General features: G+C 63.1%; 12 protein-coding genes. 11 read left to right on the top strand and 1 reads right to left on the bottom strand.

From position 1 onward, the window contains the following. Window positions 1–8: 8 nt before the first annotated feature. Window positions 9–2,654, bottom strand: a complete 2,646-nt coding sequence (gene aceE, locus L1O02_RS28460) for a pyruvate dehydrogenase (acetyl-transferring), homodimeric type (protein WP_060837216.1) — start codon at window positions 2,652–2,654, stop codon at window positions 9–11. 383 nt (window positions 2,655–3,037) lie between these two features. Between aceE and glnE the strand changes: the two genes are divergently transcribed. From glnE to L1O02_RS28405, 11 genes are all read left to right on the top strand, one after another. Then, the gene (glnE, locus tag L1O02_RS28455) at window positions 3,038–5,977 is read left to right on the top strand and encodes a bifunctional [glutamate--ammonia ligase]-adenylyl-L-tyrosine phosphorylase/[glutamate--ammonia-ligase] adenylyltransferase (protein WP_235759141.1); all 2,940 of its coding nucleotides are present in this window, start codon (window positions 3,038–3,040) and stop codon (window positions 5,975–5,977) included. A gap of 133 nt (window positions 5,978–6,110) precedes the next feature. Then, entirely contained in the window at window positions 6,111–7,145 is a 1,035-nt protein-coding gene (waaF, locus tag L1O02_RS28450) for a lipopolysaccharide heptosyltransferase II (RefSeq protein WP_108545933.1), read from the top strand. Window position 7,146: 1 nt separating this feature from the next. Next, the gene (gene waaC, locus L1O02_RS28445; RefSeq protein WP_108545934.1) at window positions 7,147–8,208 is read left to right on the top strand and encodes a lipopolysaccharide heptosyltransferase I; all 1,062 of its coding nucleotides are present in this window, start codon (window positions 7,147–7,149) and stop codon (window positions 8,206–8,208) included. Continuing rightward, window positions 8,208–9,332: a glycosyltransferase family 4 protein gene (locus L1O02_RS28440; RefSeq protein ID WP_060837219.1), complete on the top strand. Its 1,125-nt coding sequence runs from the start codon at window positions 8,208–8,210 to the stop codon at window positions 9,330–9,332. The genes waaC and L1O02_RS28440 overlap by 1 nt, the downstream gene beginning before the upstream one ends. After that, complete coding sequence (gene rfaP, locus L1O02_RS28435; protein WP_060837220.1) at window positions 9,329–10,135, top strand: lipopolysaccharide core heptose(I) kinase RfaP; 807 nt, start codon at window positions 9,329–9,331, stop codon at window positions 10,133–10,135. Before L1O02_RS28440 ends, rfaP begins: the two co-directional genes overlap by 4 nt. Next, window positions 10,135–10,869 (top strand): lipopolysaccharide kinase InaA family protein, encoded by a 735-nt coding sequence (locus L1O02_RS28430; protein ID WP_060837221.1) that lies wholly within the window; start codon window positions 10,135–10,137, stop codon window positions 10,867–10,869. The genes rfaP and L1O02_RS28430 overlap by 1 nt, the downstream gene beginning before the upstream one ends. After that, entirely contained in the window at window positions 10,866–11,618 is a 753-nt protein-coding gene (locus tag L1O02_RS28425; RefSeq protein ID WP_060837222.1) for a lipopolysaccharide kinase InaA family protein, read from the top strand. The genes L1O02_RS28430 and L1O02_RS28425 overlap by 4 nt, the downstream gene beginning before the upstream one ends. Then, window positions 11,618–13,072: a lipopolysaccharide kinase InaA family protein gene (locus L1O02_RS28420; RefSeq protein ID WP_235759139.1), complete on the top strand. Its 1,455-nt coding sequence runs from the start codon at window positions 11,618–11,620 to the stop codon at window positions 13,070–13,072. Before L1O02_RS28425 ends, L1O02_RS28420 begins: the two co-directional genes overlap by 1 nt. A 201-nt stretch (window positions 13,073–13,273) precedes the next feature. Further along, entirely contained in the window at window positions 13,274–15,031 is a 1,758-nt protein-coding gene (locus tag L1O02_RS28415; protein WP_016968301.1) for a carbamoyltransferase, read from the top strand. Continuing rightward, the gene (locus L1O02_RS28410) at window positions 15,015–16,145 is read left to right on the top strand and encodes a glycosyltransferase (RefSeq protein ID WP_235759137.1); all 1,131 of its coding nucleotides are present in this window, start codon (window positions 15,015–15,017) and stop codon (window positions 16,143–16,145) included. The genes L1O02_RS28415 and L1O02_RS28410 overlap by 17 nt, the downstream gene beginning before the upstream one ends. Next, the gene (locus L1O02_RS28405; RefSeq protein WP_060837225.1) at window positions 16,145–17,041 is read left to right on the top strand and encodes an antimicrobial resistance protein Mig-14; all 897 of its coding nucleotides are present in this window, start codon (window positions 16,145–16,147) and stop codon (window positions 17,039–17,041) included. Before L1O02_RS28410 ends, L1O02_RS28405 begins: the two co-directional genes overlap by 1 nt.

Below are 17,041 nucleotides of genomic sequence, written 5' to 3'. Positions count from 1 at the left end.
AAGTCTCCTCAGCAGTCCAGTGGGTTGCGTTTTTCCGGGTCGATACCGAACTTGGTAATGGCTTCAGCCACGACCTTGGGTTCGATGTCGCCACGGTCAGCCAAGGCTTCCAGGGCTGCCAACACCACGAAGTGACGGTCTACTTCGAAGAAGTGACGCAGTTTCTTGCGGCTGTCGCTGCGGCCGAAACCGTCGGTGCCCAGGACTTTGAATTCCTTGGACGGCACCCACTGGCGGATCTGTTCGGCAAACAGCTTCATGTAGTCGGTAGAGGCAATGACCGGACCCTTGCGGCCGCTCAGGCACTCTTCGACGTAGCTCAGCTTCGGCTTCTGGCCAGGGTGCAGGCGGTTGCTGCGCTCTACGGCCAGGCCATCGCGACGCAGTTCGTTGAAGCTGGTCACGCTCCACACGTCGGCGGCGACGTTGAACTCGTCACGCAGGATCTTCGCCGCTTCGCGGACTTCGCGCAGGATGGTGCCGGAGCCCATCAGTTGCACGTGGTGCGCGGCTTCGCGGGTGTCTTCTTCCAGCAGGTACATGCCCTTGATGATGCCTTCCTCGACACCTTCAGGCATGGCTGGCTGCTGGTAGGACTCGTTCATCACGGTGATGTAGTAGAAGACGTCCTGTTGCTCTTCGGTCATCTTCTTCATGCCGTCCTGGATGATCACCGCCAGCTCGTAGCCGTAGGTTGGATCAAAGGTGCGGCAGTTCGGGATGGTCCCGGCCAGCATGTGGCTGTGACCGTCTTCGTGCTGCAGGCCTTCACCGTTGAGGGTGGTACGGCCGGCGGTGCCGCCGATCAGGAAGCCGCGGGTGCGGCTGTCGCCGGCAGCCCAGGCCAGGTCGCCAATACGCTGGAAGCCGAACATCGAATAGAAGATGTAGAACGGCAGCATCGGCTGGTTGTGGCTGGAGTACGAAGTACCGGCCGCGATGAAGGAGCTCATGGCGCCCGCTTCGTTGATGCCTTCTTCGAGGATCTGGCCCTTCTTGTCTTCGCGGTAGAACATCACCTGGTCTTTATCGACTGGCTCGTAGAGCTGGCCGACGGAGGAGTAGATGCCCAACTGGCGGAACATGCCTTCCATACCGAAGGTACGGGCTTCGTCCGGGATGATCGGCACGATGCGCTGGCCGATTTCCTTGTCCTTGACCAGCTGCGCGAGGATCCGCACGAAGGCCATGGTGGTGGAGATTTCGCGATCGCCGGAACCGTCGAGGATGGCCTTGAGGGTATCCAGTGGCGGAGTCGGGATGCTGAAGCTCTTGGCGCGACGCTGAGGCACGAAACCGCCCAGCGCAGCACGACGCTCGCTCAGGTAGCGGGCTTCGGCGCTGCCTTCTTCAGGCTTGAAGAACGGCAGGTTTTCGAGGTCGTCGTCCTTCACCGGAATGTCGAAGCGGTCGCGGAACAGACGCAGGCTTTCAACGTCGACTTTCTTGGTGTTGTGCGCGGTGTTCTTCGCTTCGCCGGCGCCGGTGCCATAACCCTTGATGGTCTTGGCCAGGATCACGGTCGGTTGTTCTTTGTGGTTGACCGCCTCGTGGTAGGCCGCATACACCTTGTACGGGTCGTGGCCGCCACGGTTGAGCTTCCAGATCTCGTCGTCGGACAGATCGGCAACCATCGCCTTGAGTTCAGGGGTGTTGAAGAAGTGCTCACGGACGAACGCGCCGTCCTTGGCCTTGTAGTTCTGGTACTCGCCGTCGATGACTTCGTCCATGCGGCGTTGCAGGATGCCGTCGACGTCCTTGGCCAGCAGTGGGTCCCAGAAACGGCCCCAGACCACCTTGTTGACGTTCCACTGGGCACCGCGGAACACGCCTTCGAGTTCCTGGATGATCTTGCCGTTGCCGCGAACCGGGCCGTCGAGGCGCTGCAGGTTGCAGTTTATGACGAAGATCAGGTTGTCCAGCTTCTCGCGGCCGGCCAGGGAGATCGCGCCCAGGGATTCCGGCTCGTCGCACTCGCCGTCGCCCATGAAGCACCAGACTTTCTGCTTGCCGGCCGGGATGAAGCCGCGGGCTTCCAGGTACTTCATGAAGCGTGCCTGGTAGATCGCCTGGATCGGACCCAGACCCATGGAAACGGTCGGGAACTGCCAGAAGTCAGGCATCAGCCAAGGGTGTGGATAGGACGACAGGCCGTTGCCATCCACTTCCTGGCGGAAGTTGTTCATTTGCTCTTCGGTGATGCGACCTTCCATGAACGCACGGGCGTAGACGCCTGGCGATGCGTGACCCTGGAAGTAGATCAGGTCGCCGCCGTGTTCGTCGGTCGGGGCCTGGAAGAAGTAGTTGAAGCCGATGTCATACAGGGTGGCGCTGGAGGCGAAGCTGGAGATGTGACCGCCCAGGTCAGAATCTTTCAGGTTCGTACGCATGACCATGGCCAACGCGTTCCAACGTACCAGCGAGCGAATGCGGCGTTCCATGAACAGGTCGCCAGGCATGCGTGCTTCGTGGGTGACGGGAATCGTGTTGCGGTACGGCGTGGTGATGGCGTAGGGCAGTTGCGAGCCGCTGCGGGTCGCGAGTTCGCCCATACGGGTCATCAGATAGTGAGCACGGTCTTCGCCTTCTTTGTCGAGAACCGATTCCAGGGCGTCCAGCCATTCCTGGGTTTCGACGGGATCGAGGTCTTGCATGGCTTGCTCCAGGGCGGAAAGGCTTCCAGAATCGGTTGCCTGAGTTTGCGACTGGCCTTGTGGGCAGACGATTATAAATTCTTGGATTGCCGGAGGTTGATCCGGCGGCGTGTAGTTTTACTACAAATCGTCGGCCATTTCAGCCTTTCGAATGTATATACGAGTAGTAAAACTACAGAAGAGCGGCTTATGGCCTCCTGCTGCGTTGTGAGAATAATCGTTACTGTTGGTCGGTGACTAACGGGAATAGGTAAAAAATTAATGCCGGCTGCCAAAAAAAACCTATTTTCAGCTATTTCTAACTTTTGTTCGACAGTCCATCAGGCTGCTTGCCCTCGATATCCCTCTCCGCCTGCCTTTTCCACGCCGATCAAGGATAGCCCATGAGTCTGCCCGCGCTTGCCCCAGTTCCCGCGATTCTTCTGCCATTGGTCAGCCGTGCAGAGCAGTCGTTCCGCGCTGCGGTGGCGGCCCTGGAAGACAGCCCCGGCGTCGCGGATTGGACTGCCGAGCGCTGGGCCGAGTTTGCCCGGGTCGGTGCCGCCAGCGACTTCGTCATTGAACAGAGTCTGCGTGACCCTTTGATGTTGCTGGAGCTGGTGCGCAGCGGCGAACTCGATCGCGGTTTCGCCCCCGGAGAGTTGTGCGCACAGATTGCCGCAGCCGTGCACACCGCCGAGAGCGACGACCAATTGGGGCGGGTGCTGCGGCGTCAGCGCACTCGGCAGCAGGTGCGGATCATCTGGCGCGATCTGACCCGCCGGGCGGATCTGGTGCAGACCTGCCGCGACCTGTCCGATCTGGCCGACGCCTGCATCGACCAGGCCTATCAATGGCTGTATCTGCGTCATACCCAGCAATTCGGCGTGCCCACCGGTGGCCGCAGCGGCGAGCCGCAGCAGATGGTCATCCTCGGCATGGGCAAGCTGGGGGCGGTGGAACTCAACCTGTCGTCGGACATCGACCTGATCTTCGCGTACCCCGAAGGCGGCGAGACGGTGGGGGTCAAGCGTGCCCTGGATAACCAGGAGTTCTTCATTCGCCTGGGCCAGCGGCTGATCAAGGCCCTGGACCCGATGACCGTCGACGGTTTCGTGTTCCGCGTCGACATGCGCCTGCGGCCCTACGGTTCCGCCGGGGCCCTGGTGCTGAGCTTCAATGCCCTGGAGCAGTACTACCAGGATCAGGGGCGCGACTGGGAGCGCTACGCCATGATCAAGGCCCGGGTGGTCGCCGGGGATCAGGTGGCCGGGGCGCAATTGCTGGACATGCTGCGGCCCTTCGTCTATCGCCGTTACCTGGACTTCTCCGCCATCGAGGCGCTGCGCACCATGAAGCAGCTGATCCAGCAGGAGGTGCGGCGCAAGGGCATGGCCGACAACATCAAGCTGGGTTCGGGAGGCATTCGCGAAGTCGAGTTCATCGCCCAGGCCTTCCAGCTGATTCACGGCGGTCGCGACCTGAGCCTGCAGCAGCGTCCTTTATTAAAGGTGCTGGGCACGCTGGAGGGGCAGGGTTATTTGCCGGCGGCAGTGATCAGCGAGCTGCGCGAGGGCTACGAGTTCCTGCGTTATACCGAGCACGCGATCCAGGCCATTGCCGATCGCCAGACGCAGATGCTGCCGGACAATCCCCAGGACCAGGCGCGAATCGCCTTCATGCTCGGCTTTGCCGACTGGAGCGCCTTCCATGAACAGTTGATGTACTGGCGCGGGCGGGTGGAGTGGCACTTCCGCCAGGTGATTGCCGATCCCGATGACGATGACGGCGCGGAGAGCGAAGTGGTGGTGGGCGGCGAGTGGCTGCCGCTGTGGGAGGAGGCCCAGGACGAGGAGGCAGCCTGCCGGCAGTTGCAGGAGGGCGGCTTTGTCGATGCGCCCAAGGCCCTGCGGGCCCTGGCCAGTTTGCGCGGCAGCCCGCAGTTGCGCGCCATGCAGCGCCTCGGGCGCGAACGCCTGGATGCCTTTATTCCACGCTTGCTGGCCCAGGCCGTGGAGCACGCCAATCCGGATCTGGTACTGGAACGGGTGCTGCCATTGGTCGAGGCCGTGGCCCGGCGTTCGGCCTATCTGGTGCTGCTCACCGAAAACCCTGGCGCCTTGCGCCGCTTGCTGACCCTGTGCGCGGCCAGCCCATGGATTGCCGAGCAGATCACCCGCTTTCCACTGCTGCTGGATGAATTGCTCAATGAAGGGCGCCTGTTCAAGCCGCCCCTGGCGCCGGAACTGGCGGCCGAGCTGCGCGAGCGCCTGACGCGGATTCCCGAGGACGACCTGGAACAGCAGATGGAGGCGCTGCGCCACTTCAAGCTGGCCCACCGGTTGCGGGTGGCCGCCTCGGAGATCGCCGGCAGCCTGCCTTTAATGAAGGTCAGCGATTACCTGACCTGGCTCGCCGAGGCGATTCTGGAGCAGGTGCTGGCCCTGGCCTGGCGCCAGACCGTGGCCAAATACGGTGCGCCACAGCGCAGCGATGGCACCTTGTGTGATCCGGGGTTCATCATCGTCGGCTACGGCAAGGTCGGCGGCATCGAGCTGAGCCACGGCTCCGACCTGGACCTGGTGTTCATCCATGATGGCGACCCCCAGGCCGAAACCGACGGTCCGAAACCCATCGATGGTGCACAGTTCTTCACCCGGCTGGGGCAGCGCATCATCCATCTGCTGACCACCCAGACCAACTCCGGCCAGTTGTACGAAGTGGACATGCGCCTGCGGCCGTCCGGCGCGTCGGGGTTGCTGGTGAGTTCCCTGGGGGCCTTTGCCCGCTATCAGGAGAACGAAGCCTGGACCTGGGAGCATCAGGCGCTGGTCCGGGCCCGGGTACTGGTGGGCAGCCAGGATGTGGGACAGGCCTTTGAAAAAGTCCGGGCCGTGGTGCTGGGCAAAAAGCGCGACCTGCCGACCTTGCGCCAGGAAGTCAGTGAGATGCGGGCCAAGATGCGCGACAACCTGGGCAGTCGCCTGACCGCCGCCGGAACCGCGGCCAACGCCTTCGAAGCTACGGCGCCGTTCGACCTCAAGCAGGACGCCGGAGGTATCGTCGATATCGAATTTATGGTGCAATACGCGGCCCTGGCGTGGTCCGAAGAGCACCCGTCATTGCTGCGCTACACCGATAACATCCGCATTCTGGAAGGTCTGGAGCAGGTCGGCCTGATGCCGGCGAGCGATGCCAGCCTGCTGCGCGAGGTCTACAAGGCCTATCGTTCTGCGGCTCACCGACAGGCGTTGCAGAATGAGGCCGGAATCATTACCGGTGATCAATTCGTGACCGAACGACGGGAAGTGTTACGGATTTGGCGCGAGCTGGGGCTAAGCTAAGCGGCCTGACAGGGCCACTCCTATTTCGGCGAGCCTTGTGGGCTCGCCCAAACTGAACCGGCGGTGAAGGCCGCGGTGCTGGATTCTCGAGGCGGGGAGGCATATGCCTCCCCGGCTCGTTTATGGAAACCACATGAATATTCTGATCGTTGGGCCCAGTTGGGTCGGTGACATGGTGATGGCGCAGACACTCTTCGAGTGCCTGAAACAGCGTCATCCACAATGCGAGATCGACGTGCTGGCCCCCGAGTGGAGCCGGCCGATCCTGGAGCGCATGCCCCAGGTGCGTCGGGCCTTGAGCTTTCCCCTGGGCCACGGCGCCCTGGAGCTGGCCACCCGCCGGCGGATCGGCAAGTCCCTGGCCGGCCAGTACGATCAGGCGATCCTGCTGCCCAACTCGCTGAAGTCGGCCCTGGTGCCGTTCTTTGCCGGCATCCCCAAGCGCACCGGCTGGCGCGGCGAGTTCCGCTACGGCCTGCTTAATGACGTGCGCAAGCTCGACAAAGAGCGCTACCCGCTGATGATCGAGCGCTTCATGGCCCTGGCCCATGAGCCGGGTGCCGAACTGCCCCAGCCTTATCCACGGCCGAGCCTGCAGATCGATCCGCAAAGCCGTGAGGCGGCCCTGGCCAAGTTCGGCCTGGTACTGGATCGTCCGGTGCTGGCGCTGTGCCCTGGGGCGGAGTTCGGCGAGGCCAAGCGCTGGCCGTCCGAGCATTACGCCCAGGTGGCCGAGGCCAAGATCCGCGAGGGCTGGCAGGTGTGGCTGTTCGGTTCGAAGAACGATCATGCCGTGGGGGAGGAGATTCGCGGGCGACTGATTCCCGGGCTGCGTGAGGAATCGACCAACCTCAGCGGCGAAACCTCCCTGGCCGAGGCCATCGACCTGTTGTCCTGTGCCGACTTGGTGGTGTCCAACGACTCCGGGTTGATGCATGTGGCGGCGGCGCTGAATCGCCCTTTGGTGGCGGTGTATGGCTCCACTTCACCGGGCTTCACTCCGCCTCTGGCGGATCAGGTCGAGGTGGTGCGCCTGGGCATCGAATGCAGCCCGTGTTTCGACCGCACTTGCCGCTTCGGCCATTACAACTGCCTGCGCCAGTTGTTGCCGCAGCCGGTGAATGAAGCCTTGCAGCGCTTGCAGGGCTCCCCGGTCGAGGTTCAATAAGTTGCGGGTACTGTTGATCAAGACCTCGTCCCTGGGGGATGTGATTCACGCATTGCCGGCGCTGACCGATGCCGCGCGAGCCATTCCCGGGATCAAGTTCGACTGGGTGGTGGAAGAAGGCTTTGCCGAGATCCCCACCTGGCATCCGGCGGTCGGCAAGGTGATTCCGGTGGCGATCCGTCGCTGGCGCAAGAACATCTGGCAGACCATCAAGAGCGGCGAGTGGCGCCGCTTCAAGCAGAGCGTGCGCTCGACCAAGTACGACCTGGTGATCGATGCCCAGGGCCTGCTGAAAAGCGCCTGGCTGACTCGCTACGTGCGTGCCCCGGTGGCGGGGCTGGACAAGAACTCGGCCCGTGAGCCCCTGGCGTCGCGTTTCTATTCGCGGCGCCTGGCGGTGGCCCGTGGGCAGCACGCGGTGGAGCGTGTGCGTCAGCTGTTCGCCGTGGCCCTGGGCTACGACCTGCCGCAGGGCCTGGGCGACTACGGTCTGAATGTCGAGAAGCTGGTGGAGCTGCCGCGCAAGAATCCCTTCGTGCTGTTTCTGCACGGCACCACCTGGGACACCAAGCACTGGCCCGAAGCCTATTGGCGCGAGTTGACCGAGCGCATGGGCATGCTCGGGGTGGAGGTCAAGCTGCCGTGGGGCAACGCCGCCGAGAAAGCCCGGGCCGAGCGCATCGCCAGTGGCCTGAGAAATGCCACGGTGCTGCCCAAGCTGAACCTGGCCGGGGTCGCCAAGGTGCTGGCCGATGCCCAGGCCTGTGTGGCCGTCGACACCGGGTTGGGTCACCTTGCCGCGGCTCTGGATGTGCCGACCATTTCGTTGTTCGGCCCGACCAATCCGGGCCTCACCGGCGCCTATGGCAAGGTGCAGATCCACCTGGGCAGCAACTTTCCCTGCGCGCCGTGCCTGCAGAAAAAATGCACCTACCAGCCCTCCGCTGTGGACCAGCAGCGCTATGACATCAAGCGCGAGTGGCCACTGTGCTTCACTCGCCTGAATCCCGAGCGTGTCGCCAGCCGACTGAGCGCCTTGTTACTGGCTGAGGAGCCGCGCTGATGCAATTGGCTTTTGTCCTTTATAAGTATTTTCCCTTTGGCGGCCTGCAACGCGACTTCATGCGCATTGCCCTGGAGTGCCAGCGGCGCGGGCACCAGATTCGCGTCTACACCCTGATCTGGGAGGGCGATGTGCCTCCCGGCTTCGAAGTGCTGGTGGCGCCGGTCAAGGCGCTGTTCAACCATCGGCGCAATGAAAAGCTCAGCGCCTGGATGGAGGCCGACCTGGCCAAGCGTCCGGTGGATCGACTGATCGGTTTCAACAAGATGCCGGGGCTGGACGTGTACTACGCCGCCGACGGCTGTTTCGAGGACAAGGCGCAGAACCTGCGCCATTCCCTGTACCGGCGCTGGGGCCGCTACCGACATTTTGCCGAGTACGAGCGGGCGGTATTCGCCCGGGATGCCAAGACCGAGATCCTGATGATCTCCGAGGTCCAGCAGCCGCTGTTCATCAAGCACTACGACACCCCGCTGGAGCGCTTTCACCTACTGCCGCCGGGCATCGCCCAGGACCGCCGGGCCCCGGCCAACGCCGCCGAGATTCGCGCCGAGTTCCGTCGCGAATTCGCCTTGCGGGATGACGAGTTGCTGCTGGTGCAGATCGGCTCCGGGTTCAAGACCAAGGGCGTGGACCGCAGCCTGAAGGCGCTGGCGGCGTTGCCGTCGGCGCTGAAAAAACGCACCCGGCTGTTTGTAATCGGCCAGGACGACCCCAAGGTATTCCAGGTGCAAAGTGCGGCGCTGGGTTTGAGCGATCAGGTGCAGTTCATGAAGGGGCGCAGCGATATCCCGCGGTTCCTGCTGGGCGCCGATGTGCTGATTCATCCGGCCTACAACGAAAACACCGGCACCGTCCTGCTGGAGGCCCTGGTGGCCGGGCTGCCGGTGCTGGTCAGTGCGGTCTGCGGCTATGCCCACTACATCGCCGAGGCCGAGAGCGGCCTGGTGCTGGATGAGCCGTTCGAGCAGAGCCAGCTCAATCAATACCTCAACACCATGTTGACCGATGACGCGGCACGCGCGACCTGGAGCCGTAATGGCCTGGCGTTCGCCGAGACGGCCGACCTTTACAGCATGCCGCAGCATGCTGCGGATGTGATTCTGGCGGAGCAACACCGATGAAGTTGATGCTTGCCGAACCCTTCAAGAGCCTGTGGGCCGGACGCGATGCGTTCGATGCTGTCGAGGGCCTGAAGGGTCAGGTCTACCGTGAGCTGGAAGCGCGCCGTACCTTGCGTACGGAGGTCGCCGGCCGCGGTTATTTTGTGAAGATCCATCGTGGTATCGGTTGGGGTGAGATCGTCAAGAATCTGCTCACCGCCAAGTTGCCGGTGCTTGGCGCCGGTCAGGAATGGCGGGCCCTGGAGCGTCTGCATCAGGTCGGCGTGCCGACCATGACCGCGGTGGCCTACGGCGAGCGCGGCAGCAATCCGGCGGATCAGCATTCGTTCATCGTCACCGAAGAGCTGGCGCCGACCGTCAGCCTGGAAGATTTCAGCATCGACTGGGTCAAGCAGCCCCCTGCGCCGGCCCTCAAGCGCGCGCTGATCGCCGAGGTGGCGCGCATGACCGGCATGATGCACCGCGCCGGGGTCAACCATCGCGACTGCTACATCTGTCATTTCCTGCTGCACACAGACCGGCCCATCACCCCGGAGACCCTCAAGCTCTCGGTGATCGATCTGCATCGGGCCCAGACCCGGCCGAAGATCACCTTGCGCTGGCGCAACAAGGACCTGGCGGCCCTGTATTTCTCGGCCCTGGACATCGGTCTGACGCGCCGCGACAAGCTGCGTTTCCTCAAGGGCTATTTCCAGCAGCCGCTGCGGCAGATTCTGGGCGAAGAGGCGGCGCTGCTGTCCTGGCTCGAGGGCAAGGCGGAAAAACTCTACGCCCGCAAGCAACGTTACGGAGACGCACTCTGATGGCGAGTTGGAATCTGGACCCCGCCTATCAGGAGTTGACGCAGGATTTCGGCAGTCTGGAAGCGGTATTCGCCCTGCAGGGCGAGCACCTGACCCGTGATCCGCTGTCCGAAGTGATTCGCGTCGAACGGGGCGGCATTCACTATTACGTCAAGCGCTACACCGGCGCCGGCAAGAACCTGCGGCGCTACCTGGGCAAGCCACGGGTCAAGTTCGAGTGGCAGAACCTCAAGCGCTTCGCCAAGTGGGGCATTCCCACGGCGGATGTGGTGGCCTGGGGTCTGGAGCGGCGCTGCCTGGCCTATTCCCGAGGCGCGATGATCACCCGCGAGTTGCCGCGTACCGAGGACCTTTCGGTGCTGGCCGAGCGCAATGATCCACGGCTCAAGGACCGGCGCTGGGTCGATGGCATCAGCCAGCAGCTGGCCACTCATACCCGCGTGATGCACGACCATCGCTTTACCCACAACGATTTGAAGTGGCGCAACTTGCTGGTCGACGACCAGGACCGCTTGTACCTGATCGACTGTCCGAACGGCGATTTCTGGCGTGGATTCTGGCTCAAGTACCGGATCACCAAGGATCTGGCCTGCCTGGACAAGGTGGCCAAATATCATCTGTCGGCCACTCAGCGCCTGCGTTTCTATCTGCAGTACCGCGAGCGCAACCGGCTGAGCGCCTCGGACAAGGAGCGCATTCGCCACGTGGTGAGATTTTTTGAGGGGCGTGAATGACTGATTTCCTGGCGCCGGAGGAGCGTGCGCTGCTGGAGCGCAACGGCCTCGGCACTTTTGACCAGCTGTGGGCCGTGCAATTGGCTGCGGTGGATGAGCCCAATACCAGCCGCGGCGGCAGCAGCAGTGTCTTTCGCCTGGATGTGGAAGGGCAGGGGTTCTATCTCAAGCGTCAGACCAACTACCTGACCCGCACCCTGCACCGGCCTTTCGGCGAGCCGAGTTTCGCTCGGGAGTTCCGCAATATCCGGCGCTATCAGCTGCTGGGCATTCCGGCCTTGCAGGCGGTGTTCTTTGGCATGCGCAAGGTGGCGGGCGAGTCCCGGGCGATTCTCCTGACCCGGGCCCTGGACGGTTGGGACGACCTGGACGGGCTGCTGTTGCGTTGGGATGAGCTCAGCGAACTGCAGCGTCAGGCGGTGCTCAAGGCTTGCGGGCAACTGGCCCGGCAGCTGCACAGCCTGCGTCAGGTGCATGGCTGTTTCTATCCCAAGCATATTTTCCTGCGGGGCCACGGCGATGGTTACCAGGCGCAGTTGATCGACCTGGAGAAAACCCGGCCTCTATTGTTCGGGCAGCGTGATCGGGTCAAGGATCTTGAGCCTTTGCTGCGCCGGGCTTCGGTGTGGAGCGGCGACGAAGTGCGCGCGCTGCTGGCTGCGTACCTGGATCAGTCTCCAGACAGTTCCCTGGTGCAGGCCTGGCTGTCCCGTCTCAGTGCTCGCAGCAGTCATAAGGAATCTCGCTGATGCGTTTGTCCGAGCTGAAGAACAGCGGGCGCAGCCCGGCCCTGCCCCTGAGCCTGGAGCTGGCGGATGCCGCTGGCCCGGCGCAACTGCAATTGCTGAGTTTGCTGCGGGTGTTGCCGGGGCAGCGCTATGTGGGCGCCGGGGTCTGGCGAGGCCGCCCGGTGCTGGCCAAGTTGCTGGTGGGGCCCAAGGCCGCGCGGCATTTTCAGCGAGAGTTGAACGGCGTGCGCCTGCTGGCGCAGCAAGGCCTGACCACGCCTCTGCTGCTGGCCGACGGCTTGCAGGAAGGCGAGGGCGGCTGGCTGCTCTTTGAGTTTCTGCAAGGGGCGCAGAGCCTGGGCGAGGCCTGGCAGCAGGTGGAGAACCTGCCGGTGCTGGCCGATGAGCAGACGGCGGTGCTGGCCGAGGCGCTCGGGGCGATTGCCCAGTTGCACGCCAAGGGCCTGTGGCAGGAAGACCTGCATCTGGACAATCTGCTGCGCCATGCCGGCCAGTTGTATTTGATCGATGGCGCAGGGATTTGCGTCGAAGAGGCCGGCAAGCCGCTGTCCCGGTCCCGGGTGCTGGAGAACCTTGGGGTGTTCTTCGCCCAGTTGCCCAAGAGCCTGGAGCCCTTCACCGAAGAGCTGCTGGTGCACTACCTGCTCGGCAATGCCGAGCATGCCTTGCCCCTGGAAGCCCTGGAAAAACAGGTGAACAAGGTGCGTGGCTGGCGGCTGCGGGATTTTCTCAACAAGGTCGGCCGTGATTGCACCCTGTTCAGCGTGCAGCGCGGGCCGTTCGCCCTGCGGGCGATCCGTCGCGAAGAAGAGGCGGCGATGCGGCCGGTGTTGGAGCAGGCCGATGCCTTGCTCGACCAGGGCCATCTGTACAAGACCGGCGGAGCGGCCAGCGTCGGCCGGGTCGTGGTGGCGGGTCGGACCCTGGTGGTCAAGCGCTACAACATCAAGGGCTTCGCCCATTGGCTCAAGCGTTTCTGGCGCCCGAGCCGGGCCTGGCACTCCTGGCGCGAAGGCAATCGCCTGGCGTTTCTCGGCATTGCCACCCCCAAGCCCCTGGCACTGCTGGAACAGCGCTGTTTCTGGTTGCGCCGGCGCGCCTACCTGGTCACCGAATACCTGCCGGGGCCCGACATCATCGAGCGTTTTGCGCCGTTCGTGGACAGCGGCGCAGCGCCGGAATCGGAGTTGCTGGCATTGGACCGGCTGTTTGCCGAGCTGATCAAGGAACGCATCAGTCATGGCGACTTCAAGGGCCACAATCTGTTCTGGCACCAGGATCGCTGGGCGTTGATCGATCTTGACTCCATGTGCCAGCACGCCAGCCTGAGCAGTTTCGCCCCGGCTTATGCCCGGGATCGCGCGCGCTTCATGCGCAATTGGCCCGAAAGCAGCAATTTGTATCAAGTGATTGATCAGCGCTTGCCCAAGACTGTCCATTCCACCCAAGCCTGACCTGCGACCCATGGCCGCTGTTGCTGGCAGCGGCTGCGGGCCCTGGTGGCCGCGGCGCCCTGGCTTGCCGCTTGCGGCTAGAGGCTTGCCCCTGCTTTTCAGTTATAATCGCGCCCTTTCGTTGTTTCTCGCCCCTTGCGAGCACACTTTATTTTCAAGGCGCATCGCGCCCGCATGCAGACTAAACGAGGCTAGACCCCTGTGGCATTGACGATTCTTGGCCTGTCCGGCGCCCTTAGCCATGATCCTTCAGCAGCCCTGTATATCGACGGCAAGCTGATCGCGGCTGCTGAAGAAGAGCGTTTCGTGCGCGACAAGCATGCAAAGAACCGCATGCCCTACGAGTCGGCGAAGTTCTGCCTGGAACAGGCCGGGATCAAGCCTTCCGACGTTGACGTGGTAGCGATCCCCTTTGCACCCATCAGCCTGTTCGGCAAGGCCCGCTGGCACTACGCCAAGCGTTACTGGTACGCCCCGGACCGCGCCCTGGACGCGATCCTGATGGGCAACCGTCGCTACAAGCGCTACCGCAAGAAGATCGTCTGGTGCCTGGAGCAACTGGGCTTTGACCCGAAAAAGGTCAAGATCGAGCCGGTGGAGCACCACCTGGCCCACGCCTCCAGTGCCTACCACTGCTCGGGCTTCAAGGAGAAGACCGCGATCCTCGGGATCGACGGCAAGGGCGAGTACGCCACCACCTTCTTCGGCTATGGCGAGAACGGCAAGATCCACAAGATCAAGGAGTTCTTCGATCCGGACTCCCTGGGTGGCCTCTATGGCGCGATCACCGAGTTCCTCGGTTTCGAAATGCTCGATGGCGAGTTCAAGGTCATGGGCATGGCGCCTTATGGCGATGCCAGCAAGTACGATTTCTCGCGTCTGGCCAGCTTTGAAAACGGCGAGCTGGTGATCAACACCGACTACGCCAACGTCATCGGCCTGCGCCGCTACAAAGAGAAGGGCAAGGGCTTCTACTTCTCGCCAAAACTCATCGAGTGGCTGGGGCCCAAGCGCGAAGGCGACATCGCCGACGAGCCTTACATCCACTACGCGGCGAGCATGCAGGCGCTGTTCGAGAAGCTGGCCCTGCAGATGATCGACCACTACCTGGGCGACATCCTCAAGGAAACCGGCAAGCTGGCCTTCGCCGGTGGCTGTGCGCTGAACGTCAAGCTGAACCAGAAGATCATTGCCCGTCCCGAGGTCAAGGAACTGTTCGTGCAGCCGGCGTCCGGCGACGCCGGTACCGCCGTCGGTGCCGCGGCCTACGTTTCCCATGCCCGTGGGGTGCCGGTGGAGAAGATGGAACACGTCTATCTCGGCCCGTCCTACAGCAACGAAGACGTGATCGCCGCCTGTGCCCGCCACCCGAACAAACCGGCCTGGCGGCAGATCGACAACACCCCGGAACGCATCGCCAAGATCATGGTGGACGGCAACCCGGTGGCCTGGTTCCAGGGGCGCATGGAGTTCGGTCCGCGGGCCCTGGGCGGTCGCTCGATCATTGGTTGCCCGAGCGCCACGGGCGTGGCCGACCGGATCAACGAGCAGATCAAGTTCCGCGAGCGCTGGAGGCCTTTCTGCCCGTCGATGCTCGACACCGTTGGTCCGCAAATGATCAAGGTCGACCATCCGGCGCCGTTCATGACTTTCACCTTCGAAGTGGCTGAAGAGTGGAAGACCCGCGTGCCGGAAGTGGTCCACGAGGACGGCACGTCCCGGGCCCAGGTGCTCAAGCGTGAATACAACCCGCGCTACTACGACATGATGAAGGCCCTGGAAGTCCTGACCGGCAACGGCGTGTCGCTGAACACCTCGCTCAACCGCCGCGGCGAGCCGATGATCTGTTCGCCTACCGACGCCTTGAACATGTTCTATGGGTCCGATCTGCAGTACCTGATCATGGAAGACATTCTGGTGGTCAAAGACGGCGTGGACCCTTATGACACGCTCGGCTGAACGCCATGTGCTGCAGTTCTGTCACGGCTATGACGGGCCGTTCCTGGACTGCGCCCGGCAATACGCCAATCTGTTCGCCGGCAGCGGCTATCGGGTGACCACGGTGTTTCTGACCGGGGCCGCCGATGCCGATGTGGCGGCGGGCTGTGCGTCAGATGAAGTGCTGTTCATGGAATACAGTTCCAAGGCCATTCGTGGCCTGAAGCTGGGCGCGATCCGTGACTTGCGCAAGATTGCGGCCTCGCGCGATTTCAGCTTCTGCATCGCTCATCGCTTCAAGCCGATCTACATTGCCCTGCTGGGCACGGGCTTGCCGGTGATTGGCGTCCATCATGCGTTTTCCGATTACAAGCGTGGCAGCCGCAAGCTGTTCGCCCAGCTGTTCCGCAAACGCTTGAGCCTGCTCGGGGTGTCGGATGCGGTGCGTGACGATATGCGCGCCTGCCTGCCGAAATGGCCGGCGCAGCGCATTCAGACCCTGTACAACCGTATCGACCTTGAGGCGCTGCAAGCCGAACAACTGAGCGCGGCCCAGGCCCGCAGCGAGCTGGGCCTGTCCGCTGAGGCCTGGATTGTCGGCAATGTCGGGCGCCTGCATCCGGACAAGGACCAGGCCACTCTGCTGCGGGGTTTTGCTGCCGCCGTGCCGCAATTGCCGCCACACAGCCAGCTGGCGATCCTGGGTACCGGCCGCCTGGAGAAGGGGCTGAAATCCCTGGCCCGGGAACTGGGAATCGCCGATCGCGTGCTGTTCCTTGGGCAGGTGCCGCAGGCCCGGCGCTACTTCCGCGCGTTCGATGTGTTTGCCCTGAGCTCCGACCACGAGCCCTTTGGCATGGTCCTGCTGGAAGCCATGGCCGCCGGCGTGCCCCTTTTGGCCACCGCCTGTGGTGGTGCGAAGGAAGTGGTCGAGGGTGTGGGTATCCTGTTTCCGCTGGGTGACGTCGAGCACATGGCGCAAGGGCTGCAGCACCTGGCCGCGATGGATGATCATCAGCGGCGGGTCTGCGCCGAATTGATGCTTGATCGCCTGCGTGAGCGTTTCTCCGACCGTGCCGTACGCGACGTATTCTGGCGTTTGCCACAAGTCACCGATCTGACCGCGAGGGGCTGATGCTCAATCGATTTCAAGGCTGGCGCGAACGCGGCTGGTCAGTCATTGACGCATCGACCTATGCCGATGCCTGGCAGCGCTTTGGTGGCAGCGTGGCGACTCACCCGCTGGTGGTCGAGCAACTGGCGGACCTGGCGCAGATTCCCGTGCGTTATCTGGCCTGGGAACACAACGGCCAGCTGCAGGCGGCCATCGCCACGTGGGGGCGTGATCTGGCGCTGTCCAAGGACGTGCTCAAGCGTGCCGGCAAGAAGGGATTGTTCGATATCGGCAATGCCGAGCTGATCCTGCCGGCCGCCGCGGAGGCCCAGGCCGTGCTGCGCCATCGCGGACGTTATCTTTCCGCGCTCAACCAAGGGCGCTTCACCGCCCTCAGGCCCCAAGCCGAACAATTGGCCATGGCCCGCACTCCGGAAGAGTTATCGAAGAAGTTTCGCTACAACCAGCGCCGCGAACTGCGCCTGCTGGAGGAGGCCGGCGGCGTTGTGCGTGCAGTCACTGATTTCAGCAGTGCTGAGCTGGCGGCAATCTACTGTGATCTGTTCCAGCGTCGCTGGGGTTTTGCCGCGACGGGGGCCGAGCGCATGGCCGAGGTATTGGAGCGCCTGCGCGAGCTGCTGATTGGCTCGGTGATCTTTCTCAACGATGCGCCGATAGCCGTGCAGTTGATCTACCGGGTCGAAGCCCCGCAGTGGATCAGCGTCGAGTACGTCAATGGGGGGGTCGATCCCGAGACGCGGGAGTTCAGCCCCGGCAGTGTGCTGAGTTTCCTCAATACCCAGAGCGCCTGGGAGCAGGCCCGGGCCTTGAACAAGCCGCTGCGTTTTTCCTTCGGTCGCGCCGATCGTGAATACAAGGATCGTTGGTGCAATCCTGTGCCGGTTTTCCAGGTGTGA

Source organism: Pseudomonas sp. BC42, from assembly GCF_021560055.1.
In the GTDB taxonomy this organism is placed as follows: domain Bacteria; phylum Pseudomonadota; class Gammaproteobacteria; order Pseudomonadales; family Pseudomonadaceae; genus Aquipseudomonas.
The sequence above is the reverse complement of the archived record's forward strand: the minus strand, read 5'-3'. Positions and strand labels throughout refer to the sequence as shown.

What these genes read in the sequence shown, in the direction of transcription:
- L1O02_RS28410 (WP_235759137.1), top strand. Translation starts at nt 15,015, where the DNA reads ATGACACGCTCGGCTGAACGCCATGTGCTGCAGTTCTGTCACGGCTAT.
- L1O02_RS28420 (WP_235759139.1), top strand. Translation starts at nt 11,618, where the DNA reads ATGCGTTTGTCCGAGCTGAAGAACAGCGGGCGCAGCCCGGCCCTGCCC.
- rfaP (WP_060837220.1), top strand. Translation starts at nt 9,329, where the DNA reads ATGAAGTTGATGCTTGCCGAACCCTTCAAGAGCCTGTGGGCCGGACGC.
- L1O02_RS28405 (WP_060837225.1), top strand. Translation starts at nt 16,145, where the DNA reads ATGCTCAATCGATTTCAAGGCTGGCGCGAACGCGGCTGGTCAGTCATT.
- L1O02_RS28440 (WP_060837219.1), top strand. Translation starts at nt 8,208, where the DNA reads ATGCAATTGGCTTTTGTCCTTTATAAGTATTTTCCCTTTGGCGGCCTG.
- glnE (WP_235759141.1), top strand. Translation starts at nt 3,038, where the DNA reads ATGAGTCTGCCCGCGCTTGCCCCAGTTCCCGCGATTCTTCTGCCATTG.
- L1O02_RS28430 (WP_060837221.1), top strand. Translation starts at nt 10,135, where the DNA reads ATGGCGAGTTGGAATCTGGACCCCGCCTATCAGGAGTTGACGCAGGAT.
- L1O02_RS28425 (WP_060837222.1), top strand. Translation starts at nt 10,866, where the DNA reads ATGACTGATTTCCTGGCGCCGGAGGAGCGTGCGCTGCTGGAGCGCAAC.
- waaF (WP_108545933.1), top strand. Translation starts at nt 6,111, where the DNA reads ATGAATATTCTGATCGTTGGGCCCAGTTGGGTCGGTGACATGGTGATG.
- aceE (WP_060837216.1), bottom strand. Translation starts at nt 2,654, where the DNA reads ATGCAAGACCTCGATCCCGTCGAAACCCAGGAATGGCTGGACGCCCTG.